The sequence below is a fragment of the Pirellulales bacterium genome (assembly GCA_036490175.1).
Lineage (GTDB): Bacteria > Planctomycetota > Planctomycetia > Pirellulales > JACPPG01 > JACPPG01.
Genome location: DASXEJ010000323.1, coordinates 1 through 22,945, shown reverse-complemented (window position 1 = coordinate 22,945; position 22,945 = coordinate 1). Strand labels below are relative to the sequence as shown.

Annotated in this window: 19 protein-coding genes; 9 read left to right on the top strand and 10 right to left on the bottom strand. The window is 59.4% G+C overall.

Going from position 1 to position 22,945, the window contains the following annotated elements; all coding sequences use genetic code 11:
* Nucleotides 1-99 precede the first annotated feature (99 nt).
* The 3 genes from VGG64_24750 to VGG64_24740 form a co-directional block, all read right to left on the bottom strand.
* Nucleotides 100-1,284 carry a VCBS repeat-containing protein gene (locus VGG64_24750; GenBank protein ID HEY1602837.1) on the bottom strand — a complete coding sequence of 395 codons (1,185 nt, stop codon included), beginning with the start codon at nucleotides 1,282-1,284 and terminating at the stop codon, nucleotides 100-102.
* Nucleotides 1,285-1,420: 136 nt separating this feature from the next.
* A complete protein-coding gene (locus VGG64_24745) occupies nucleotides 1,421-2,446 on the bottom strand; it encodes a FliM/FliN family flagellar motor switch protein (protein HEY1602836.1) in 1,026 nt (341 codons plus the stop codon).
* Nucleotides 2,447-2,514: 68 nt separating this feature from the next.
* Nucleotides 2,515-3,789 carry a glutamate-5-semialdehyde dehydrogenase gene (locus VGG64_24740; protein ID HEY1602835.1) on the bottom strand — a complete coding sequence of 425 codons (1,275 nt, stop codon included), beginning with the start codon at nucleotides 3,787-3,789 and terminating at the stop codon, nucleotides 2,515-2,517.
* Nucleotides 3,790-4,146: 357 nt separating this feature from the next.
* Between VGG64_24740 and VGG64_24735 the strand changes: the two genes are divergently transcribed.
* Complete coding sequence (locus VGG64_24735) at nucleotides 4,147-5,625, top strand: hypothetical protein (protein HEY1602834.1); 1,479 nt, start codon at nucleotides 4,147-4,149, stop codon at nucleotides 5,623-5,625.
* A 100-nt stretch (nucleotides 5,626-5,725) separates the two neighbouring features.
* On the opposite strand, the gene VGG64_24730 is transcribed toward VGG64_24735, so the two are convergent.
* Nucleotides 5,726-6,286 carry a hypothetical protein gene (locus VGG64_24730; protein ID HEY1602833.1) on the bottom strand — a complete coding sequence of 187 codons (561 nt, stop codon included), beginning with the start codon at nucleotides 6,284-6,286 and terminating at the stop codon, nucleotides 5,726-5,728.
* Between the two features lie 579 nt (nucleotides 6,287-6,865).
* Here VGG64_24730 and VGG64_24725 point away from each other — a divergent pair.
* Nucleotides 6,866-8,251 (top strand): DUF1501 domain-containing protein, encoded by a 1,386-nt coding sequence (locus tag VGG64_24725; protein ID HEY1602832.1) that lies wholly within the window; start codon nucleotides 6,866-6,868, stop codon nucleotides 8,249-8,251.
* Nucleotides 8,252-8,517: 266 nt separating this feature from the next.
* Here VGG64_24725 and epmA read toward each other — a convergent pair whose 3' ends face one another.
* The 4 genes from epmA to epmB form a co-directional block, all read right to left on the bottom strand.
* Nucleotides 8,518-9,531: an EF-P lysine aminoacylase EpmA gene (gene epmA / locus VGG64_24720; GenBank protein ID HEY1602831.1), complete on the bottom strand. Its 1,014-nt coding sequence runs from the start codon at nucleotides 9,529-9,531 to the stop codon at nucleotides 8,518-8,520.
* Between the two features lie 116 nt (nucleotides 9,532-9,647).
* Nucleotides 9,648-10,448, bottom strand: a complete 801-nt coding sequence (locus VGG64_24715; GenBank protein HEY1602830.1) for a metallophosphoesterase — start codon at nucleotides 10,446-10,448, stop codon at nucleotides 9,648-9,650.
* A gap of 59 nt (nucleotides 10,449-10,507) precedes the next feature.
* Entirely contained in the window at nucleotides 10,508-11,272 is a 765-nt protein-coding gene (locus VGG64_24710; GenBank protein ID HEY1602829.1) for a VIT1/CCC1 transporter family protein, read from the bottom strand.
* A gap of 158 nt (nucleotides 11,273-11,430) precedes the next feature.
* Nucleotides 11,431-12,462 (bottom strand): EF-P beta-lysylation protein EpmB, encoded by a 1,032-nt coding sequence (gene epmB, locus VGG64_24705; GenBank protein HEY1602828.1) that lies wholly within the window; start codon nucleotides 12,460-12,462, stop codon nucleotides 11,431-11,433.
* 253 nt (nucleotides 12,463-12,715) lie between these two features.
* Between epmB and efp the strand changes: the two genes are divergently transcribed.
* Nucleotides 12,716-13,285, top strand: coding sequence for an elongation factor P (efp, locus tag VGG64_24700; GenBank protein HEY1602827.1), 570 nt, complete (start codon nucleotides 12,716-12,718; stop codon nucleotides 13,283-13,285).
* 110 nt (nucleotides 13,286-13,395) lie between these two features.
* On the opposite strand, the gene VGG64_24695 is transcribed toward efp, so the two are convergent.
* Nucleotides 13,396-14,790: a neutral/alkaline non-lysosomal ceramidase N-terminal domain-containing protein gene (locus VGG64_24695; protein ID HEY1602826.1), complete on the bottom strand. Its 1,395-nt coding sequence runs from the start codon at nucleotides 14,788-14,790 to the stop codon at nucleotides 13,396-13,398.
* Between the two features lie 328 nt (nucleotides 14,791-15,118).
* On the opposite strand from VGG64_24695, the gene VGG64_24690 reads away from it, so the two are divergent.
* From VGG64_24690 to VGG64_24665, 6 genes are all read left to right on the top strand, one after another.
* Nucleotides 15,119-15,508, top strand: coding sequence for a response regulator (locus VGG64_24690; GenBank protein ID HEY1602825.1), 390 nt, complete (start codon nucleotides 15,119-15,121; stop codon nucleotides 15,506-15,508).
* A gap of 613 nt (nucleotides 15,509-16,121) precedes the next feature.
* Nucleotides 16,122-18,167: a serine protein kinase gene (locus VGG64_24685; GenBank protein ID HEY1602824.1), complete on the top strand. Its 2,046-nt coding sequence runs from the start codon at nucleotides 16,122-16,124 to the stop codon at nucleotides 18,165-18,167.
* A gap of 123 nt (nucleotides 18,168-18,290) precedes the next feature.
* Nucleotides 18,291-19,397 (top strand): DUF444 family protein, encoded by a 1,107-nt coding sequence (locus tag VGG64_24680; GenBank protein HEY1602823.1) that lies wholly within the window; start codon nucleotides 18,291-18,293, stop codon nucleotides 19,395-19,397.
* Between the two features lie 109 nt (nucleotides 19,398-19,506).
* Nucleotides 19,507-21,048, top strand: coding sequence for a SpoVR family protein (locus VGG64_24675; protein HEY1602822.1), 1,542 nt, complete (start codon nucleotides 19,507-19,509; stop codon nucleotides 21,046-21,048).
* Nucleotides 21,049-21,180: 132 nt separating this feature from the next.
* On the top strand, nucleotides 21,181-21,648 hold the full coding sequence (locus VGG64_24670; GenBank protein HEY1602821.1) for a hypothetical protein: 468 nt from the start codon (nucleotides 21,181-21,183) through the stop codon (nucleotides 21,646-21,648).
* A 190-nt stretch (nucleotides 21,649-21,838) separates the two neighbouring features.
* Nucleotides 21,839-22,402 carry an elongation factor P gene (locus VGG64_24665; GenBank protein ID HEY1602820.1) on the top strand — a complete coding sequence of 188 codons (564 nt, stop codon included), beginning with the start codon at nucleotides 21,839-21,841 and terminating at the stop codon, nucleotides 22,400-22,402.
* A 39-nt stretch (nucleotides 22,403-22,441) separates the two neighbouring features.
* On the opposite strand, the gene VGG64_24660 is transcribed toward VGG64_24665, so the two are convergent.
* Nucleotides 22,442-22,945, bottom strand: a 504-nt coding sequence (locus VGG64_24660; protein HEY1602819.1) for an rRNA adenine dimethyltransferase family protein, incomplete at its 5' end; no start/stop codon positions are given.

Genomic DNA, 22,945 nt, shown 5'->3' with positions numbered 1-22,945 from the left:
CACAATGCCGTAACTACTTTCGACACTGCGGATACCGCGTGTCACCTGCGTAGAAAGCGCTCTAGTCAGATTCCGCCCGCTGCTCTCGGCCGGCTGCGGCTAGTCCCGAGCTTGCTCGAAGTAGTACGTCCCCTTCTTGTTCGATGTCACTACGTCGAGCAGCCCATCGCCGTTGACATCCGCCACTTCAAATTGGGTGCCGACGCCACTGTCGTTGTCGATCTGATGCGGAATCCAAACAGGCTTGCCGTCCTTGCGAGTGAGTTCAAACCAGTACAGCACCGCCGGCGCGCCCGGATCGACGTCCCCCTTCGGCCCGTGCGCCCAATAACGCTTCCCCGTGACGAAGTCGGGTAATCCATCGCCGTTGATGTCGACTTGTTCCAGGGCGTGCGTTTGCGAGAAGCTGCGGTCGATCAGGTGCGTCTTCCATCCCTCGGGCGTCTGTTCGTGCCACCAAATTCCGAGTTGATGAGCGGCCGAACTGAGCACGTCGTTGTCTCCGTCGCCATCGTAATCGTAGACGTGCATTTGTGCGCAGTCCTCGCTCAGTGGGGCTGCATGGAATTGCCATTCGACTGCGGCGCTATCGTTCGGCGGGGCTTCCCACCAGCCCTCCTTGACGAGGACGTCGTTGCGTCCATCCTTATTGATGTCTCCTACGCCGAGTCCGTGAACGAACTTGCCGGTACACGGTGCCCCCTTGGCCGAGATGGCTTGCAGTTTCCACGGCGTTGCCGGATCGGCCAGTCGTCGCGCCAGTCCGAACCAGCGGTCTGGGCCGTCAGGATTCGCCGGATCCAGCGAATAGCCCAGCACCAGTTCGCGGCGGCCGTCACCGTCGACATCAAGATAGGTGGGGCTCTCATTGTTTGTCACCGGAGTAGCGACGTGACGCTTCCACGGGCCGGTGGCCGCCTGCGGATTCTCGAAGTACCACGTTTGTGCGCCGGGGAAGTCGACCACCAGCAAGTCGTGCCAGCCGTCGCCGTTCACGTCGTCGGCCCAGGTGCAGAAACTATTGCTATAGGCGTTGGGGTCATAATCCTTGGGATTCTCGACGACCGAGTGCATCTTCCAGTCGGGGGCGGCGTAGTAGACGTAGCCTGCCGCGATGTCGTTGCGGCCGTCGTGATTGAAGTCTCCGACAGCGACACCTTCGCTGCGGAACTTACTATCGAGCTGCGCGCGCTTGAAGCTGATCTTGGGCCCCTTTTCAGCTGCCGGCGCCGGATCGCTGGTCAGAATCACAAGCAACAACGCCAGCGCCATTACATATCGCATCGAGTCACCTCGCCGGTAGTGATTTCAGAAAGCCACGTCCCACGGGACGTCAGAAGGCCCCCTCGGGTCGAATGCAAGTCTAACTTGCCCGCCCGCGCGATGGTAGGCGCCGCGGGGCGCTGTAGCCAGCGCCCGGTTACCTGTCCGCTTGGGCGTTGGCCATTGGTGGTTCGACGAGGCTCTCTGCGTGACCGTCTTCACAGCGATCTTCGATACAGATGGCCCTGCGGCCTTTGTAAGCGCCTGCCCGTGCATGAAACCGGGCCGCGCCGTCGACGCAAACGACGAGCGGACTGAGGACATCTTGGCCCGTCGTAATAATGTCTCCCACCCGCAACTCGGAGAATTCCTTGATTGGGATCTTGGTGCTGGCCAGTTCGACCACGAGTTCAACAGTATCGGCCGGAGATTGACTACTATCGGTCAAACTTCGCTGGCCGTCGCTCGATAGACGTAGGCGGTTGTGCAAGGCATCGGCAACAAGAGAAGGAATGCAGAAGGTGAGGGGACCGCGTAGGTCACCGAGCAATAGGTCGAAGCCGATTGTCACCACTAAGTCGCTCGGCGGGACCACGCCGGCCAGCCGCGGATCGGTCTCGACGCGCACGAGCTCGAACTTAACCGGCATGACACGCTCCCAGGCCCTTCCCACGGCCTCCAGCCACAGCGTACTGACACGCGCCGCAAGGCGACGTTCAACTTCGGTGAGCGGTCGTCGCGGGGGCTGCACGTTGTCGTGAAGGCCTCCCAGCAATCGGTCGAGGACCGGGTAGATGACCGCCGGGCTGATATCCAGCGCCAGCCGTGCCGGCAACTGCTCGGTCTTAAGTAGATTGAAGCACGTAGGGTTTTCCAGGCTGCGCAAGAACTGGGCGTAGGTCGTTTGCTTGACGCCCGTGACTTGCACCGTGATTGCCGCTCGTGCCAGCGCCGACAGTGCTATGGCAAAGTCGCGCGCCGCGGCTTCGTGAAGTGACTCCAGCAAGCGAAGCAGTTCGGGCTGAATTCGCTGCGCAAGATGAAAATCGTAAGGCACGGCGCGTTCTTTTCGAGTGGACGCGTTCGCGCCACCCCTAGCCAATCCGGCCGCCTGACCGGCCGTGGGTTCGACCGTACCCAGTAGACTGACAACTTCTGCCTGGCTGAGTGTTTCTGCACCCACGGTATTCACTCCTTGAACCTATGGCATCCGCGCATTCATTGGCGGAAGACGACGATCGTCCAACTTGCTCACTCGCGAATTTGTCCGTTGCCGTAAACGACGTACTTATAGCTGGTCAATTCCTTGACCCCGCAAGGACCCCGCGCGTGCAGTTTATCGGTGCTGATGCCGATTTCCGCACCCAAGCCAAAGGCCGCGCCATCATTGAATCGCGTACTGGCATTGACCATTACGGCGGCGCTGTCCACAGCGGCGGTAAAGCGACGGGCCGCTTCCAGATCGCGGGTAACGATTGCGTCAGTATGTCGCGATCCGTATCGATTAATATGCTCGATTGCCTCGTCGAGCGACCCGACGACGCGCACGGAAATGGTCGGTCCCAGGTACTCGGTAGCATAATCTTCGGACGTAGCTTCATGAGCCGAAGCAACCAGCTCGCGGGTACGCTCGTCGCCGCGAATTTCGATACCGTGCTTGGCCAATTGTGTCGCTGCGCGAGGCAGGAATTCATTTGCCACCAGGGCATGAACCACCAAAGACTCGGCGGCATTGCAAACGCCCAAACGGTGGCATTTCGAGTTGATCAATATTTGCAGGGCCATGTCGAGATCAGCAGCCGCGTCTACATAAACGTGGCAGTTTCCGGTGAAGTGCTTGATGACCGGCATCTTGGCTTCGGCGACGACGCGCCGGATCAGCCCCTCTCCACCACGAGGAATGGCCACGCTGATGTACTCGTCGAGCGCCAGAAAATGCCCAACCGCCGCGCGATCGGTCGTCGAGACGAGCTGCACCACATCCTCGGGCAGGCCAACTTCGGCGGCCGCTTCGGCCAGCAAGTCTGCCACGGCGCGATTGGAGTTCGCCGCTTCCTTGCCGCCGCGCAAAATCACGGCGTTGCCGCTCTTCACGCAAATCGCCGCTGCGTCTGCAGTAACATTCGGTCGCGATTCATAAATGAAAAACACGACGCCCAGCGGCACGCGGATCTTTAACACCTCAAGCCCGTTGGGGCGAATGCTGGATTCGATGACCTCGCCGATAGGCTCCGGCAGTGCAGCGACTTCTTCTAATCCCACGGCCATCGATTCGATTACGGCGGGGGTCAACCGCAAGCGATCTGTCTGTGCAGGCGAAAGACCAAAACCCGGCGCCGCTGCGAGGTCTTGCGCATTCGCGGCGGCAAGCTCCTTGCCGCGCGCACGCAATAGCGCTGCACCACGTCGCAACCAGCGCTGCTTGATATCGCCCGAAACCGTGGCGAGGCACTGGCTGGCCGCCAATGCCCGGCGTGCAACGTCGAGCGAGTATGTGCGCAGGTCAACGTGCTCGGCAGTCGCCATGGAAAACCCCGAAACCACTACGGGAAAAGAAGATCTGGGCAGATTGAGACACGTCCTTTCCAGGACGATCTCCGCTCGAAGTATCGCTCAATAGATGCCCAGAGTCAACGGCGATTACACCCGGAATAGCTCGACGAAAAGCACCATAAGTAATTATTTGACAATATGTTATGTCTCGGTGATCCGTGACTCGCGCCGGGGGCGTCGACAGTCCGATGCGCGCGGGCTGCGCAGGGGGGCGCGAGTGAGCTTTACCCAATGGTTACCGCGGGCTACGATCCCTGCCCGGCATTCCGACCGCGGTGAGACCGCGCGGTCGCCTTGGGTGTACGACGTTCGGTTCGAGGGTCTGATTTCATGCGCGCGTGGCAGGTTACGATTCTCAGATTGTGCCGGCGCCCGGCGGTCGTCATGTCGCTCTTGGCGGCGCTACTAGCCACGCAGATTCTTCCGCTTTGGAATCCGACGCCCGACGGGGCCGGATATCTGTCGATTGCGCGCAGCATGTCCCGTGGCGGCCCGGTGACGAATCTTGGTTCGCCGAAGCTGCACTATGCTCCCGGGTATTCCGCCCTTGTCAGCCCCGTGTTTCTTTTCGGCGAGCGTCCGCTGGTCCTTTTGCTGGCCGTGAATTGGGTCTATGCCGTGGCGTTCATGCTCGGCCTGTTCATTTGGGCACGCCGCTGGTTCGTAGGCAACGAACTGTGGATCACGGCGCTGACGATGGTGAATATCAGCCTCTGGCTGCACGCCCGCTCGACGATGAGCGAGATCCCCTTTATGGCGCTGTTGATCTGGACGGTTAACGCCATGGACCGTCTGGCGTCCACGAACACGGCGCGCGAAACGCTGAAGTGGGGCGCGCTGGTGGGTGCGATGACAGCGGCGCTCGCCATGCTTCGGCCGGTTGGCGTCATGGTCGTGTGCGGCTATGCCATTGTGGCCGTTCGGCAGGCCTGGCAGGGACAGACCTCATGGCGACAAGCGATTGGTAGCACGGTGCTGGCCGGCACGCCGGCTGCGCTCGCGACCCTGGCTCTACTAGCGTACGAAGCGCAAACCGCTGCGCAGGTAGGAGTGCAGGAAAGTGCGACGTACCTCCACGAGTTCAAGGTGGCTGACAAGTCGCTCGTCGCCCAAGTGATCGAAGGCGTCCGTGTGCGGGCAAGCGAAATGGGACGCTTGCTGGTACCAGGTATGTTCAAGGCGTACGCGCCGCCGTTTCGCTGGTGGAATATCAACATGGCGGTTTACCTACCGCTGGTTTGTGGGTTGGCTTGGGCCTGGTGGCGGGTGGCGCGCGAGAAGCGGAGCGCACTGCTGCTCATGTCTCCCTGGTACCTGGCGTTGTATATCATCTATCCATCGGACCAGGGGGCGCGATACTTATTGCCTCTCCTGCCGGTACTAGTGGTTTGCTTGTGGTGGCTCGTTTGCCAGTTGCCTCGCCATCGCGTTCCCGTGCTCTCGGCTCTGGTGGCGGCACATTTGATTGTCACCGTGGCGTATAGCGCTCATATGACCAAGCGGCTGGTGCGAATCAACGCGCAGTGGAGTGACGCTGATGCGCTGGCAGAAGTGTTACGAGGGGATCCGCGGCGTGTGCTCTCCTGGAATGCTCCTCTCGGCGCCCCCGAGCTATTGATGGTAGCGGCTGATCACCAAGTTTCCGCGGCACGCGGCGACACAATTCCGGACGATGTCGATCTGTTGTTGGCAAGCGCCAACGCGCCAGATTGCCCGGGCTTCGCCGAACGAACACGTGCGGGCAATCTGAAATTGCTCGAGCGGGTGGAGCAGATTTCGCAGCGTCCCGCGACGCAGTCGTCGCGGTAGCCCGGCCTCTTGAGCAAGGGCGTCGGGAGTGCGGCCTTCTATCTCTCTGGACGTGGCGCCCCGTCAAGGCAGAGATGGGGACTCGAAGTGCCCCTGCCGGTTAAATGCGTTTCTTGTTTCTTTTTCGCAATGGGTCGTTCGAGGTCTGCTTCGCGTGCCATCCTTGCCGGCCATCCTTGGGGACCCACAGCGGATGTTCTGCTAGGGTTGTGTATTCCAATTCAAAATACGTTTTGCCCTGTGACTCCATGTGTGGCTTCTGATAGCGCTCCCAGACTTCGTACTTTACTGCCGCGATCGGGCCTTCTTCGCGGAAGTATTTCCGCAGCTCGACCGGCTCCTCGGCCTGCGTCCATGGATTTCCCGTGGACAGAACGGTTCTGTCTTGCGAGGAAACGATCTCTTCCAGAGGGCGACGCATGAAGACCACAGCGACGTGCTTCGGTAGCAAATGACAATACGCCGAGAGTGCCGGTCCCTGAATAACCGCCTTTTCTTCGACCAAGCGAAAAAGATTGGTCAGCTCGTGGACGCCATAGTCGCGTTCATCGATATATTCACGATCCAGGTCCTGGGCAATGATTCGGCCGGCAATGGTAGTGCCACTGCGCTGCGGACCGGTCACGAAGATCGTGCGAAACCTCGCGAGGTGCGTGAACATACGAGTTCCTGTCGGTAGGCCGGCCGCTATTCACTGGTGCCGACCTTCGCGGTCGGCCACAAGCTCGGTATTGTGAACCACCAGCGCATAAATTTCACGCATCATGATCTGCATCATCCTCCCCTGACAAGGACGATGCTGCTGATTTGGAAAGCGTATACCACGGAATTGTAAAAGCGTAGACCGCCAATCGGCATAGGGGCCGGTTGTGACAGGCGGAATTCGCAACGTCGGCTCGAGACGCGACGGTTTATCGCAGGTTGATCGGTACAATCCCAGACTGTAGGCCGCCGAAGATTGCCCACTGAGATGGCATCGAGTGCCCCCCATGTGCTGCGACTGATCAGCCCAGAGGCACCCTCGACACGTCATAATCGACTTCAGGTATTTCGGTGCCTGATTGATTTCCAGGTCGCCTTACCAGGCGTTTGCGGGCACGCATAGTTTAATAAGTGCCAATCCGTAGGTGGACATCGCCAAGGGCAAAATGGGCACGAGCAATTTGAATTATCCCCGAGGTCGTGCTATTCCTGGTGTTTGTCTTCGTGTTGCTGGGTGGTCCGCTGGCAGAGGCGGTCGATGCTGACCTTTAGAGACAGCCGGAACCAATTTGGTCGCCGCGCATTCTTGCGCGCCGGGGCAATGTCGTTGGGCGGGCTGTCGCTTCCGGGAATGCTGGCCCACGCCGCAGCCGATCAGAAGCGATTGCTCACTGGCCGCTCGGTCATCTTTCTGTTTCTGCACGGCGGTCCCAGCCAGCTGGAGACGTTCGATCCCAAAATGTCGGCCCCGGCCGGCATCCGCACAACAACCGGCGAGATCGCCACGCGTTTGCCGGGAGTGACCTTCGGGTCGTCACTGCCGAAATTGGCACAAATGGCCGATCGACTGGCAGTCGTGCGCTCGTTTACCACCGGCGATGGCAATCATGACATCAAACCGGTGGTCAGCCGGCATACCAGCCGAGCAAGTGTTGGGGCGCTCTATGCCCGGGCCGTGGGAGCGACCGACTCAGCAACGGGCATGCCCCGTACGGCGCTGCTTTTGCCGCGCGCAGTCGATCCGACGACAGGTCCAGGCCAGACCCAGTTCGGTCGGTTCGATTCGACCGGCTCGCTCGGCGCCGGCTACTCACCGTTTGTGCCGGGCGCGGGGGGTAACTTGCAGCAGGACATGCAACTGAACTTGTCGACCGATCGTTTGACGGATCGCCGCGCGCTTTTAATCGAATTGGATCGGGTACGCTGGGCCTTCGATGACCAGGGTAGCGCAGGCGGAATCGACAAGCTGCGCGAGCAGGCATTCAGCAGCGTCGTGAACGGCGTAGCCCAGGCATTTGATCTGGCACGCGAAGAGCCGCGTGTCGTCGAGCGCTATGATACGGCCCCTTTGGTACGCCCCGAAGCGATCAACAGCAAGTGGAAGAACTACCCGCACTACGTCGACAACGCCAAGTCATTGGGCAAGCTATTGCTGTTGGCGCGCCGATTGTGTGAGGCAGGATGCGGATTCGTGACGGTCACGACCAATTTCGTGTGGGACATGCACGCCGACGTAAATAACGCACCGGTGGCTGAAGGAATGCGTTATACCGGGCCGCCGCTGGATCACGCCGTGTCGGCCCTGGTCGAGGATTTGCATCAACGCGGCCTCAGCGATCGCATTCTGCTGGTATGCTGCGGCGAAATGGGGCGCACCCCGCGATTGAATCAGCACGGCGGTCGCGACCACTGGGGCAATCTGGCACCGCTGATGCTTGCTGGCGGAGGGTTGCCGATGGGGCAGGTCATTGGTCAATCGACACGCGACGGCGGCCAGCCGCAGAGTGACCCCGTTCGCATTCCCAATCTGGTCGCGACAATTTTGCAGCGGCTTGTCGACCCAGGTGAGCTACGCGTGGTGCGCGGCATGCCTACAGAAGTCGTACAACCGGCCACGGCCGATCCGATTCCCGGCTTGGCATAGTTACCAGCGACCGTGCTGTTACTGCCCGTTGCCGATTGCGCCATCAGAATGACGCCCGCAACACCAAGACAGGCGACTGTAGGTAGGCAACGACGCAGAGAGCGGCCGGTGTGCATTCGGTTCCTTGAACGTTTCGTACCGCAACGGCGCAGGAATTGAGCGACACTAGTCGCAAGACCGACTCTTCGTCGCCTAGATCCTGCCCCGGACAAAATGGCTCAGAAACTGCGCCACGCGACAATGCGCTACTTGGCCACGATTTCAGTCTACGCGCGGTCGAAGGGGAACGCCATCACGTCCGCGATGTGCTGCGCACCGACGGCCAGCATCACCATGCGATCGAAACCTAGCGCCACGCCCGTCGCCGCGGGTAATCCGGCCTCCATGGCCGCTAAAAGGCGACTGTCCACTGGCAGCAGCTCTTTGCCTTCGATCCGACGAGCCGCGTTGTTTACCTGATTGCGTTCGCGCAACGCGGCCGGGTCGAGCAACTCGTGATATCCGTTGGCCAGCTCAATGCCGCGCACGTATAGCTCGAACCGTTCGGCGACCGGCGGATTGCCGTCGCGGATGATTGCCAGTGCCGCTTGCGAGGGCGGGTAGTCCTGAAGTAGCACGGGCGCGTCGTGTCCCAGGTGCGGCTCGACCAAGGATACGAGGAGCAAGTCGAGCCAGCTGTCCCGATCGTCAGTCGCGAGGCTTTCCGGCGCGGCGATTTTGCGGTGGCGTACCGCGGCGATCAATTCTTCAGTGGTGGCCGCATGCGGGTCGATACCGACGTGCCGCTGGAAGGCATCTTGATATGTCAATGGCACGGCCGGCGGCGTCGCCAACAACTCTTGGCAAAGCTCCGAGAGCAGTCGCATTCCGACGGTCATCGTGTCACCGCGACGATACCATTCCACCAAAGTGAATTCCGGATTGTGAAGCGCTCCCGACTCGTCGCTGCGGAAAGCGTGCGCCACCTGAAAAATTGCCTCTCCGCCAGCGGCCAGCAGTCGTTTCATGGCAAACTCGGGCGAAGTTTGCAGCCAAAAGCTCGACGGGCTGCCGCTATCCTGCGAACGGGCGACCGGCACGGCAAACGGGTCCAGATGCCGATCGACGACCGTATCGGCAGATAGTAGCGGTGTTTCGACCTCGAGAAACCCACGGCACTCGAAGAACGCGCGCAAGCGAGTTAAGAGCGCCGCGCGCCGGCGCAGCATGTCCCAGCTCGCCGTCGGACGCCAGTTGTCAGGCACCGTCGCATGCCGTTTGTCGCAGTTGTCCTCGTTCATGTAAGATTCTTCATAGTTGCGCACCGGCCCCTGGCCTTTGATTTAATCCTCTGAAGTCCACGGAAGGATTGAAATCGTTTGAAACTTTCTAGAGCCTGCTTAACACCACAACGCTTTCATTCGAGATCGAACACGCGTTCAATTGCGGGAGTACCGTATTCCGCGGCGCCCGTCAGCACCGTGATATTTGAGGTCGGGTGGGCTTCGCCGCGGCCGTGTGTATGACCGCAAAGGACCGTCAGTTTGTGGTCGGGGTGGTCGCGCATAATCTCCAGCAGGGCACTCCCCATCGCGTGCGAGCTGAAATGTGGCAGCCATTCGTCGTCGGAGATCTTTCCCTCGTGCCAACAAGCTTCGCGAAACGGCGGGACATGCGTCGCCAGCAGCACGCGTTTGTAGCGCCCTAGGGCCTGCGGCAACACGTGCCGGATGTGAGCCGCCGCCACGAAAGCTTCTTGCATGAGTAGCGGCCAGCGGTCTTTTTTACTGACACCGGCAAACTCCTCGATCAAACGATAGTCGTTCATCATCACCAGCGATCGCTCGTAATTGCCCAACCGTGCGTCGGCCCAACCGTCGTGACCGACCAGGCCGACATTGGGTGTCAATTCGATCGAGTCCGCACTGCCGAGCCAGACCAGCCGCTTGTCACGCTCGCAAAGGGTGGTCACGTCTTGCCGGACTTTCCGGATCGAGCTGTGATAGAAGTCATGATTTCCTAGTACGAAGAAAATCGGTACGCTGAGCCTGTCGGCGATCCATTCCAGGTATCTGATCAGACTGTGTGATTCGGCGATATCGCCGCTGATGAGCACGGCATCGGCGCGGCATTCGGCCACTTGCGCGAGGAACTTGTCCACCGCCTCGCCGGCTAAAAAGTTCAAGTGCAAATCGGTGAGCCAGGCGATGCGTTTCATGTGGACAGGGCGAAGCTGCGGTTGGTTCGTGTCACCAATGATAATCGCGCCACGGCGGGTCAGGCCACGCCCAGTCCGTTCATTGCAACCCCTACCACGTAGGCGACCGCGGCCGTCGCGCCGCCAATGGCCAGCGTTTCGAGCCCAGCACGTAGCACCGGCTCATCGAGCACGATACCGCGGGCAATTCCCACACATAAAAATGCCGCGCCCGTGGCCACGGCGCTAGTAATAAAGATCGCGTTCGGGTTATCTCCCAAGCCGAGCAGAAATGGCATCAGCGGGATCAAGCCTACCAGAACGAACGCTGCGAACGTCGAAATGGCGGCCCGCACCGGACTAGGGGAATCGAGCCGTAAGCCGTGCTCTTCGGTGAGCATCGTATCTACCCAGCGGCGACGGTCGGTCGTGATCACGGCGACAACTTCGTCGAGTACGTGTCCTTCAAAACCTTTGGCAGCAAAGATCTGCCGCACTTCCTCACGCTCTCCTTCGGGAACCTGATCGACGTGCATCTCCTCGATGCGGCGGGCCCGCTCGACTACTTGCCGATCGGTTTTGGTGCTCAGGTAGTTACCGGCGGCCATACTGAATCCGTCAGCTAATAAGTTGGCCGTACCCAGCACGATCGCGACTCCACTTGGCAACCCTGCGCCGGCAACGCCCGCCACGACTGCAAAGGTCGTGACCGTGCCATCCATAGCGCCGAGCACGAAATCGCGCAGATGGCTGTGTTCGGCCGAAGCCCGTAGCCGCCGACGTATTGCCGCAGGCGTATGCTCGTCGTCGAGCGCGGCGGCTTGTCGTGACGTGAAGAATCGCATGCGTTACGGTATCGGTCAGGAACATTCAGAATTGCAGATGCGCACGGGCGACAAGCACCGAGCAGGATACGTTCGACAACAGTCATTCTCTGGTACTAGCCGCGCACCCTGCCGATCATTGTGCTACACCAAGTCCCCTGTAGCGACCGGAAGATTCATTACAGGATTGGCATCTTATTCAGTTGCCCGGGGATTTCACGTACGTAACGGGGCACGGCGTAGCCTGGCAGGCACGCTGCTAACTGTGCGACGATGCGGATTCCCTCGGCCTCGGGTACATCGAAATGAGCCGCCCCGGCCACAGGATCAAGCTGATGCAGGTAATAGGGTATCACGCGCAGATCGACAAGTTGCTCGCACAGTTCAGCCAGTACGTCCGCACGGTCGTTCACGCCTCGTAGCAACACCGCTTGGTTTAGGACGACCACGCCCGCGCCAACGAGGCGCCCCAGGGCCTGAGCCACGGACTGGTCGAGCTCCGCCGGATGGTTGGCATGGACGACGACAATCGGCGTCAGACGCGTGCCCGTAAGCCAGGCAATCAGGTCGTCGCACACGCGTTCGGGGATGACAATCGGAAGACGGGTGTGAATCCGCAGGCGTCGCACATGCGGAATCGCCGCTAGTCGCGTGGTTAGCGATGCCAAGAAGTCATCCACGAGCACCAGGGGGTCTCCGCCAGACAGCAATACCTCGTGCAGCGAATTATCGGTTGCGATCTCATCGAGCGCTGGTTCCCAAGCGTCCAGCGATTTCGGCGCCTCGGCATAGGGGTAATGCCGGCGGAAGCAGTACCGACAATGAATCGCACAGGCGCCTGTCGTAATCATGAGGGCCCGGCCCGGGTACTTCTGTAATAGCCCCGGCGCGCGGACCGCCGCCGCATCGTCGACCGGGTCGGCCAGGTAGCCGGGCACCGTCGCCTCTTCGGCTGCGACGGGGAGCACCTGCCTGAGCAAGGGGTCTGCCGGGTCGCCCGGCCGCATACGGGACAGGTATCCGCGTGGTACAAACAGCGGAAAATCGCTTGCTGCCCGGGTCGCTTGCTGGGCGAATTCGGGGGGCAGGCACAACAGACGGGTCAGTTCGGCGGGGTCACGCACGGCCTGGCGCAGCTCACGGTGCCAGCTGACCTCAGCCGGGCGCGAGTTGGGGCGGACAGGATGGGGTTCGGCCGCTAAAATGGTCATTCCGCGTTGGTCAGAAGGACAGGACTTCTGGGCGACAGCAAGCAAATACTAATTCCCCTCTCAGGCTGGGCAATCCACCAGGGAGGGTCGTCGCGATCGAACGCCTAACACCCTTCTTGCAGAACTTTCGCCACGCGAAGGCGAGAGCGGTTTGTCAGGCAGTCTCGATCGGCGTTCCCGGGCCCCCCATGCCTGGGCAGGGCAATCGTAGCATAACCCCGTATCTACCCGCAGCAAGACAGGACTACTCATCGTGGCGAGCTACTCCACCAGCGATTTCAAGAAGGGCTTGAAGATCCAGATCGATGGCGATCCCTATCTCATGGTCGAATGCAACTTCGTCAAACCGGGCAAAGGGAACGCCTTGTATAAGTGCCGCATGAAGAACCTCATCCGCAATACGATACTGGAGCGGACCTACAAAGGGGGCGACTCGCTGGAAGCGGCCGACGTCACGGAAATCGACGCCCAATACCTCTATCGGCAGGGCGAGAATTTCGTTTTCATGGACAACGAGTCCTACGAGCAGTATGAGCTAAACGCCACCCAAGTCGACGATACCTGGAAGTGGATCAAAGAGGGCATGGTCTGCCGCATGGTGTTATTCAACAATAACCCCATCACGGTCACGCCACCGAATCACGTGGTGCTCAAGGTCGAATATGCCGAACCAGCGGTGCGCGGCAATACGGCAACTAACCTGACCAAGCCCGTGAAGCTCGAAACCGGCGCAGAAATTCTGGTGCCGGCCTTTGTCGAACAAGGCCAGCTGATCAAGATCGACACCCGTACAGAAGAGTACCTGGAGCGGGCCAAGGAATAGGTCCGCTCCTGGCAGCGAGTCGGCAAGCCTGAGCGTGGCCCGGAAAAAATCGCGTCCGTCGCAGCGGAATCCTGGCAACTCGCGCCGGGACGGCGGACTTGGCTGCTGACCTACTTGTTGTCGGTCGGCAACGCGGCAATCTGTCGCCTGACTTCGCGCACGATAAGCTCTTCGACCTCCGGCGCCCAAACGGTCGCCAGTCCGTAGAAGACCATCGCGCCCGCGCCTTCGTAGCCCCCCTCGGTCAGTACGCGGCGTGAAGGGATATAGGCCATGACGTCATTCGTGTACCCCGCTACCCAAGTGCGCTCCGCCCCCAACTCTGCTTTTAAGCGCAGCGAAAAATCAACAACGACTTCGCCACCGAGCGTGATCCATACGGGGCCGTTGCCTAACCGCCAAACCTGTACCGGGTAGGGATACGTCGGACTGAGCGGCTGACCGGCGCTGATTTGCTTAAGTAGCAATTTGGCGCGCGCGGCCTGGTATTTGTCGTTCGATTCGGCTTGTGATCCGAGTTCTTCCTGCGTTGGCAAGCGATCGAGGGGCAAGTCGATTTCGGCGTAACTTGTAGCCAGCTTGCCGGTGATCGGCGCGAGTGTGCCGGCAAGGACCAGTTCGACCGCATGCGCCATTTGTCGTCCGTAATGCTCGGCCAATTCGACGGTACGACGTGGCAGTGGGTTTTGATCGGCGCCGCAACCGGCCCAAAACATAGCCACCGCGCCTGGATGCGATTTTTCCAGGTCGATTTGCGCAAAGCCGGGCCAATCCCCAGACCACTGGTAGAAGGATAGCGCGGTGGCGTGGCAGGCGTAGCCACAGACGATCGTCTTCAGTGCGCCGGCCGAGTCGCGCACCGTTAGCACTGGAACGTCGTGATCGACGGGCCCTTTCAACTTTCCTGCCGCGGCCAGTTCCGGGACCTCGGGCTCGCGGTTGGTGCGGCGATTGACGGCAAATGTTGCCCGGCCCACTCCCCAGGCCAGCTGTGCGGAGGCCAACCGCGAAAGTGCATCACCGACAACACGAGTTATTTTTCCTGCCAGGGCATCAGCGTAGCTTTCAACGGCTTTCTTCTGTGCAGCGTCGAGAAAGTACATCGCCTGCAAGTTGTGCCCCACGATCGGCCCCGTATGGGTATGGGAACAACAGATTGCGATCTGCTTTCGCGTCAGGCCAAACTGCTTCTCCAGCGCGTCGCGAATTGCCAGCGAGAAACTGCGATCTATTCCCACGAGATCGAGCGTGATGAGTGCCACGCGCTGGCCGGCAGGGTCTTCGAGCACCAGGGCTTTGGCCCATAAGTCGTGGAGCGTTCCTTCGGCGGCGTGATCGCGACTGGAATAGCCGCTCATCCACAGCGGCTGATCGGGGGTGATCGCAACCTTTGCCACTCCCGCTTTCCAGCCGGGTGCTTCCGCGGTGCCAGCGCCTTGAGCCCGGCCGAGAACGACCAAAAGAATCAGGGCGACCGATGCCAGGCGGCTGAGTGGGGATGTCATGTTGCGCGTTCCATACGAGGGAATGTGGTGTCGAAGGCCGAGCAGCCGTCCCATCCGATACCGGTGGGTGCAGCGTGACGCCCGATCGTAGAACGGCCGCGCACTCGCTACAAGCTGCGGCCGGATTTCACGCCCGACGTGAAAGTACGATGAGGGGATGTGACATGCGAGAATTCGTAAGCGCGCTAATCCCGGTCGCTTGCATTGCGGTACGATCTCGGCTACTTGTGGTGGTTCTGCCGCCGGCGTGATCTCTCAAAATTATGAGTTTGCGCTCGGTGCGACGGAATGGCACGGCTGCAACTCGCAAATTCAGGGCGCACGGACTATGGCGACAGAATCCACCGATAAGACGGCTTCCAAGCGCATTTTGATCGTCGACGACGATGCCGAAATCGTCGAGTCGATTCGGATGGCCCTCGAGGCGCGCGGTTACAAGATTCTGGTCGCCCGCGACGGCAATCAGGGGTTGGCAATGGCCGAGCGCGAAGATCCCGATCTGCTCATTCTTGATATGATGATGCCCAAGCGCAGCGGCTTTCTGGTGCTCGAGAAACTCCGCCGCACGCGACCGGTGCCCATGCGCGTCATCATGATCACGGCGAACGAGGGGAGCCGGCACAAGGCCTATGCCGAGATGTTGGGTGTCGATGACTACATCCGCAAGCCGTTTGCCATGGACCGACTGATGGAAAGCGTCCAGAAGCTGCTAGACTGAGCTGTTATGGACAGAAACCGAACTCAAATCCTGGGCATTGTCCAACTCGGTTCCGAGGCAATTCCAAAACGCTAGCACCGTTCCACCGCGCGCGAGCTGGGTAGGGTTTCTTTCTCGCGTGCATGTTTTTCGGGCGGAAAGGGCCTTTTCGCTTGGCGTTTCCCCTGCTGCAGCGGTTCCTGCCCGGGGCGGCAGAAAAGAATGTATTGCCGTCTTTGGGAATCGAGGCAATACTTGAATTGGTAGAGATAGGCGAGGTGTGCGGATTCGGAAGTCCAGCATCTCGGCCAGAGAGAGGCAAGGCCTGCCTTCGGTTCACTTCCGCACCGGGCGTTCTTTTCCAACCTTCCCCTTCCGCTCGCTCAGGCGAACGCGTTCGCTGCTGCGCGGTCCGGAAGTTGCTCTTCCCAGGATGGCGGTTGGTCCGCCAGCGCTCGGGAGAGAATCTGTATGCATGGGAAGCCTGGGAAAAATGTCCGGGGTCCGCTGCCCGATTCGTCGGGCTGTGGGAAGCGCCGGAGGCTGGCATAACAACAGACCGGGAGTGCGACCCAACAACGGATCCGAGCCGCAATTCGCCTGGTAACGACGTATTCGTCGTGGAGTACCGGCAATGACAAGTGGACGTTCGATAATCGAGATCATCGCCGAGCGGCAAGATCTCGATCAATTCCGCAAGAAGAATTGGGAGGGCTCGTTCGAGGCCTACCTCGATCTAGTCCGCGGCGAGCCGAAGGTCACACGCAATGCCTTCGAGCGCGTCTATGACATGATTCTGTCCTATGGGACGGACTCTTACGAAGAGGGACGCGAAAAGCGACTCCGCTACCATTTCTTTCAGGATCCCGAGGGAGAAGGCGCTGACGCCGTCTTCGGCCTGGAAGGGCAGTTGGCCGTTCTGGTCAACGCCTTCAAGAGCGCCGCGCAGGGATACGGCATCGAGAAACGCGTGCTGTTGCTGCACGGGCCAGTCGGCAGCAGCAAGAGCACCATCGCCCGTCAGCTGAAAAAAGGGCTCGAGCGCTATTCGACCCGTGACGAAGGGGCACTGTACACGCTGGGCTGGGTCGACCTGGAGGATTCCAAGGTCGTTCATTGGTGCCCCATGAACGAGGAGCCGCTGCACATCATACCGGGCCGTTTCCGGCCAGAAGCCGAAGCGAACCTCAACTTGGATCGGGCGCCCGGCGAGTATCGCGCCAAGATCAAGGGCGAACTGTGCCCGTTCTGCCGTTATGTCTACAACGAGCGGCTCAAGCATTACGCGGGCGATTGGACGCGCGTGGTCCAGGATGTGCGCGTCAAGCGTTTGATTCTTAGCGAAAAGGATCGCATCGGCATCGGTACGTTCCAACCGAAGGATGAAAAGAACCAGGACTCCACCGAGCTGACCGGTGATATCAATTACCGGAAGATCGCCGAGTATGGCAGCGATAGCGACCCGCGGGCCTTCAATTTCGACGGCGAGTTCAATATCGCCAATCGCGGCATCGTCGAGTTTGTCGAGGTGCTGAAGCTGGATGTGGCGTTCCTCTACGACTTGCTCGGCGCCAGCCAGGAACACAAGGTTAAGCCGAAGAAGTTTGCGCAGACGGATATCGACGAGGTAATTCTTGGTCATACCAATGAGCCAGAATACCGCCGGCTGCAAAACAACGAGTTCATGGAAGCGCTGCGCGATCGCACGGTCAAGATCGATGTGCCGTACGTTACGACCTTGGCCAATGAAATCCGCATTTACGAAAAGGATTACAACCGCGAGAAGGTGCCGGGCAAACATATTGCCCCGCACACCATCGAGATGGCGGCCATGTGGGCCATTCTCACGCGGCTTGAGCCGCCCAAGAATGCCAGCCTGTCGCTGTTGCAAAAGCTCAAGTTGTACAACGGCAAGAGCCTGCCAGGATTCACCGAAGACAACGTCAACGAGCTGCGTGATCAGGCCGTCAGCGAGGGGATGCACGGCATCTCGCCGCGCTATGTACAGGACAAGATCTCGAACGCGCTGGTTGCTCATCCCGACGCCACCAGCATCAACCCCTTTATGGTCCTCAACGAGATCGAGGCCGGCTTGAAGCATCACACTCTGATCACCAGCGAAGAGACGCGTAATCACTATCGCGAGCTTTTAGGCGTGGTGAAGGAGGAGTACGAGAACATCGTAAAGAATGAAGTTCAGCGCGCCATCGCGGCCGACGAGGACGCCCTGTCGCGGCTGTGTGGTAACTACATCGACAACGTCAAGGCCTACACGCAGCGCGAAAAGGTAAAAAACAAGTTCACCGGTCAATATCAGGAGCCCGACGAGCGATTGATGCGGTCGATCGAGGAGAAGATCGAGATCCCCGACAGCCGCAAGGATGACTTCCGTCGCGAGATCATGAACTACATCGGTGCCTTGTCGATCGATGGTCGAAAGTTCGATTACAAGACCAACGAGCGGCTCAATAAGGCGCTCGAACTGAAGTTGTTCGAAGACCAGAAAGACTCGATCAAGCTGACCAGCCTGGTCAGCAAAGTCGTCGACGCCGACACCCAGGCGAAGATCGACGTGGTCAAGGGTCGGCTAATTCGTGATTACGGTTACGACGACGAGAGCGCGACAGACGTATTGAACTATGTGGCCAGTATTTTCGCGCGGGGTGATGTGAAGCAGTAACCGAACGAGGAAAGAGAATCGTTGAGCGATGATCGAAAGCCAGCGACACCGTAATTCGTGTCGTCGACCCATGAAGTCCGTTCACCGCTCGGCTCAGCGTCTAGCAATAGTGAGTAGCGCACCATGAAGGTGGAACGCGATCAATCCAGATTCCGACAGATAGTCCGCGGCAAAATCCGCCAGAATCTGCGGAAGTACGTCACCCACGGCGAGATGATCGGCCGGCAGGGGGGCGATCTAGTCAGCATTCCCATCCCGCAACTGGACGTCCCCCATTTCCGCTTCGGCAAGAACGGTTCAGGGGGTGTAGGCCAGGGGGACGGCGAGGTTGGCACGCCCGTCGGGACCGCTCCAGGCGAGCAAGGAGACGGCAAGGGGCAGGCAGGCAGCGATCCTGGCGCGCATATGCTGGAGGTCGATATTTCGCTCGAAGAGTTGGCTCAGATCCTCGGCGACGAGCTGGAGTTGCCCAATATCGAGCCCAAGGGACGCAGCAACATTACGCAGGAAAAGACTCGTTACAACAGCGTGCGGCGTTTAGGGCCAGAGTCACTGCGGCACTTCAAGCGTACCTATATCCAAGCGCTGCGGAGGCAGGTCTCTTCCAGCACTTATGACGCCGATCAACCGCGCGTCGTACCCATTCGCGAAGACAAACGCTATCGCTCTTGGACCACGACGCCGCAGCCCGAGGCTAGCGCCGTGGCCATCTACATGATGGATGTATCGGGCTCGATGACTGACGAGCAGAAGCAGATCGTGCGCACCGAGGCGTTTTGGATCGACACTTGGTTGAAGAGCCAGTACGACGGACTCGAGACGCGCTACATCATTCATGACGCCGCGGCCAAGGAAGTAGACGAGGACACATTTTATCGTACCCGTGAAAGCGGCGGCACGCGGATCAGTTCGGCCTATAAAGTGTGCGCCGATTTGATAGCACGAGAGTTCGCGCCCGCAGATTGGAACATCTACTGTTTCCAGTTTTCGGATGGCGACAATTGGGGTGAAGACAACGAAGCCAGCCTCCGCTTATTGCGAGAGCATTTGCTGCCGGCGGCGAATCTGTTTTGTTACGGGCAAGTGGAAAGCCCTTACGGCAGCGGCGAGTATATGCGGTCGCTGCGGATAGGACTCTCGGATAGCAACGACAAGCTCGTGCTTTCCGAAATCCGCGACAAGGAAGGAATCTACGACTCGATCAAGGCTTTTTTGGGCAAAGGAAAATAGCGGATTGCGTTAGGAAACTCTGTGCGGGCCCGCCGCTGTGCCTGCTCCTTGCCTGTCGGCAAGGAGCAACGTGTCTTTGCCGGCGCCCGCAAGATGAAGAGACACGTTCATGGCGATGCACACCGATACAACTCTGCCAGCCGATCTGGCCGAGCTACAGGTTCAGATCGAAGAATATGCCCGCGGCCACGGGCTGGACTTCTTTCCTACCATATTCGAATTGGTGGATGCCGAGCAGCTTAATGCCATTGCCGCGTATGGCGGCTTTCCGACCCGCTATCCCCATTGGCGGTTCGGCATGGAATACGAGCAGCTTTCCAAGGGTTACAACTATGGCTTGCAAAAGATCTACGAGTTGGTGATCAACAACGATCCCTGCTACGCCTACCTGATGAAGTCGAATGCCACGACCGATCAGAAGCTGGTGATGGCGCACGTGTACGGGCATTGCGACTTCTTCAAGAACAACGCCTGGTTCAGCTGCACCGATCGCAAGATGATGGACCACATGGCGAATCACGGCAATCGGATCCGCCGCTACATGGATCGTTTCGGCGTGGAGGACGTCGAAGAGTTCATCGATTGCTGCCTGAGCATAGAGGACCTGATCGACGTTCATTCGCCGTTCATCAAGCGGCAAGAACTGCGCCCGCGTTTTGACATTCGCTCGTCATCGGACGACGAAGACGACTCCCTGCGTGCGGGTCGCTTTGCCGCCAAAGGTTACATGGACCGCTTCATCAATCCGCCCGCGGCGCTTCAGGCGGAATTGACCGAGAGAAGGCGTCAACGTGTGCAGGACGAGCACTTTCCGGTCGAGCCCATGCGCGACGTGATGCTGTTTATTCTGGAACATGCGCCGCTGCGCAGTTGGCAGTTGGACATTCTGTCGATGCTGCGGGACGAGGCCTATTATTTTGCTCCGCAGGCTCAGACGAAAATCATGAACGAAGGCTGGGCCAGTTATTGGCACTCGACGATCATGACCCGCCAGGGGCTATCGTCGGCCGACGTGATCCATTATTGCGATCATCATTCGGGGACCATGGCCACGTCGCCAGGCCGATTGAACCCCTACAAGTTGGGGATCGAGTTATTTCGCGACATCGAAGATCGCTGGAACCGTGGGCGTTTCGGCCGAGATTATGAAGAGTGTGATGACCTGGCCGCCAAGCGCGACTGGCACCGGGACACTGGGCTCGGGAGAGAAAAGATCTTCGAGGTACGCCGCATCCACAACGACTTGACATTCATAGATACTTTCCTGACGCTCGATTTTTGTCGCGAGCACAAGTTGTTCTCGTTTGGGTTCAACCAGGAAGCCGATTACTATGAAATCGAAAGCCGTGAGTTTCCCAAAATTAAACAGCGGCTGCTGTTCGGCCTGACCAATCGAGGCCAACCGTTGATTACGGTGCGAGATGGTAACTACAAAAACCGCGGCGAGCTGTTTTTGTCGCACGAATTTAACGGTGTCGACCTGCAATTAGGTTACGCACGCGACACGTTGCAGTGCCTGACGCGGCTGTGGACGCGGCCGGTTCATATCGAAACATGCTTGGAGGGAGTGCCGACGATTCTCAGTTTCGACGGTACCGAATACACCCAAAATCAAGTGACTACGGCCGAGGCTAAGGCATCCAATGTTTAGACGCGTTCCACTTGCAAGGCACGGCCTTGCCCAGTGGGACGTTAGGGATGTCGCCGTAGCGGCTCCAGGAACCGAGGGGGAATCAAGCGTGGTCGGGGCTGGACCACTCAGTTGGGGATTCGAGGTGCGCTTATGAAGTTAGTGGATCAAGCTCGTGCGGCACTGCAGACGGCCAGCGGAAACTTTCGGCTCGAGATCGCCGAGAGCGCGCAGCGGCTCACGTGTGACATCTCGGCCCTGGACTCCTTGGCCTGCGCATTCACGAGCTTTACGCTCTCCTCAAACATCGTGGCGAATCTCACAGCCGATCAGTTGAAGCGATTGGGTGAGAAATTGGCCGCTCGCCTCACCTATCTCTTAGAGCCGATTCGCCCGATTGAGTTCGATCACGAGCAGAGTATCTTGCAGATGCGGTCCAGCCCTCCCGACCGCGACGAGGAGAGCACTAGCTATTACGAGCTGGTAGCGCGGCGTGATGGCACGCTCAGCCTGTGCCGGTACGCCAAAAGGCCGGGCGATGTGAGACAGGCGATCCCGGTAAACGTCACGCGCGAAGTCTTCTTCCGGCTGGTCGGCGACTTTTCGGCGGCGGTGGCCTAGCTCTCGATTCCGGCGAAATAGGCCGACGGATCGGTCAATCCTTCACTTGGTTGTTCCTATTTGCCCGGCCAGGCCGGCGCATCGCCGCCGTGAGCCTTGCTTTCGAGCGTTCCTTGGTTTACAAATCGCCGCAATCGCTGATTTCACGCGGCGACATTGCCAAGCCTCTGAATTTCGAAAAAGCACTCCCATGATCGCCAAGGACATAAAGACGGGAGCGATCCTAAATTATCAGGATGCTCCCTGTGTCATCGAAACAATTTCCGTGCAAAGCCCGTCGGCGCGTGGTGCCGCCACGCTGTACAAATACCGGGCACGGAACCTGGTCACGAAACAAAAGGTGGACATCACGCTCAAAGGAGGGGAATCGCTGCCAGAGGCGGACTTCCACCGTCGGCCGGTGAAGCTCATGTACGCCGACGCGTCGGACATGCATTTTCTCGACGAAGAGGACTTCAATCAGTACGCTTTGCCCCTAGCCGACGTCGCGGAAGAGGCCAAATACCTCACTGAGCGACTCGAAGGCGTACAGATACTGATCTACAACGATCAGGCCGTCGGTTTGCAGGTTCCCCCCACAGTCGAGCTGGTCATCGCGGAGTGCGATCCGGCGGTGCGCGGCAACTCGGCTACGGGGCGCACGAAGGCTGCCAAGCTCGAAACCGGCCTGACCGTACAGGTGCCCGAGTATCTGTCGACGGGCGAGACGATCAAGGTCGATAGCCGCACCGCGCAATTCCTGTCGCGCGCCTAACTGACGACGGCCGCTGGATACCGGCCGTTCCCCGATAGCTCAGGATACCGGCAAGCGGGCTCGCACGGTTTCGCACAGCCGCAGCATGGCCTCGACGTCCAACTCTTCGGCCCGTGTCGTAGGCCCCATGTCGAGCGCGTGCATGATTTCGTCGGCAGCGGTTTTGTCGAGTTGACCCTTGTATGCGCTCGCCAGCTCGCTACGCAGAAACTTGCGGCGGTGAAAGAACATCGCGCGGACAAACTCATGGAAAAATGCGCGGTCCGGTATGCGCTCACGTAGCGCGGTATCGACTTCGATGTGCAAGATGGCCGAGTTCACCTTGGGCCGCGGCCAGAATACGGTGGGGGGCATCACGCGTACCAACTCGATACGACATTGTGCCTGCATCCAAACGCTCAGTGCGCTGTAGTCCTTTGTCGAGGGGCGCGCCATCATCCGATCGCCCAACTCTTTTTGTATCGTCACGGTCATGGTCGTCGGCACGATCTCGCCAGCCAATAAGTTCGAGATTATCGGCGTGGCCACGTTGTAGGGCAGGTT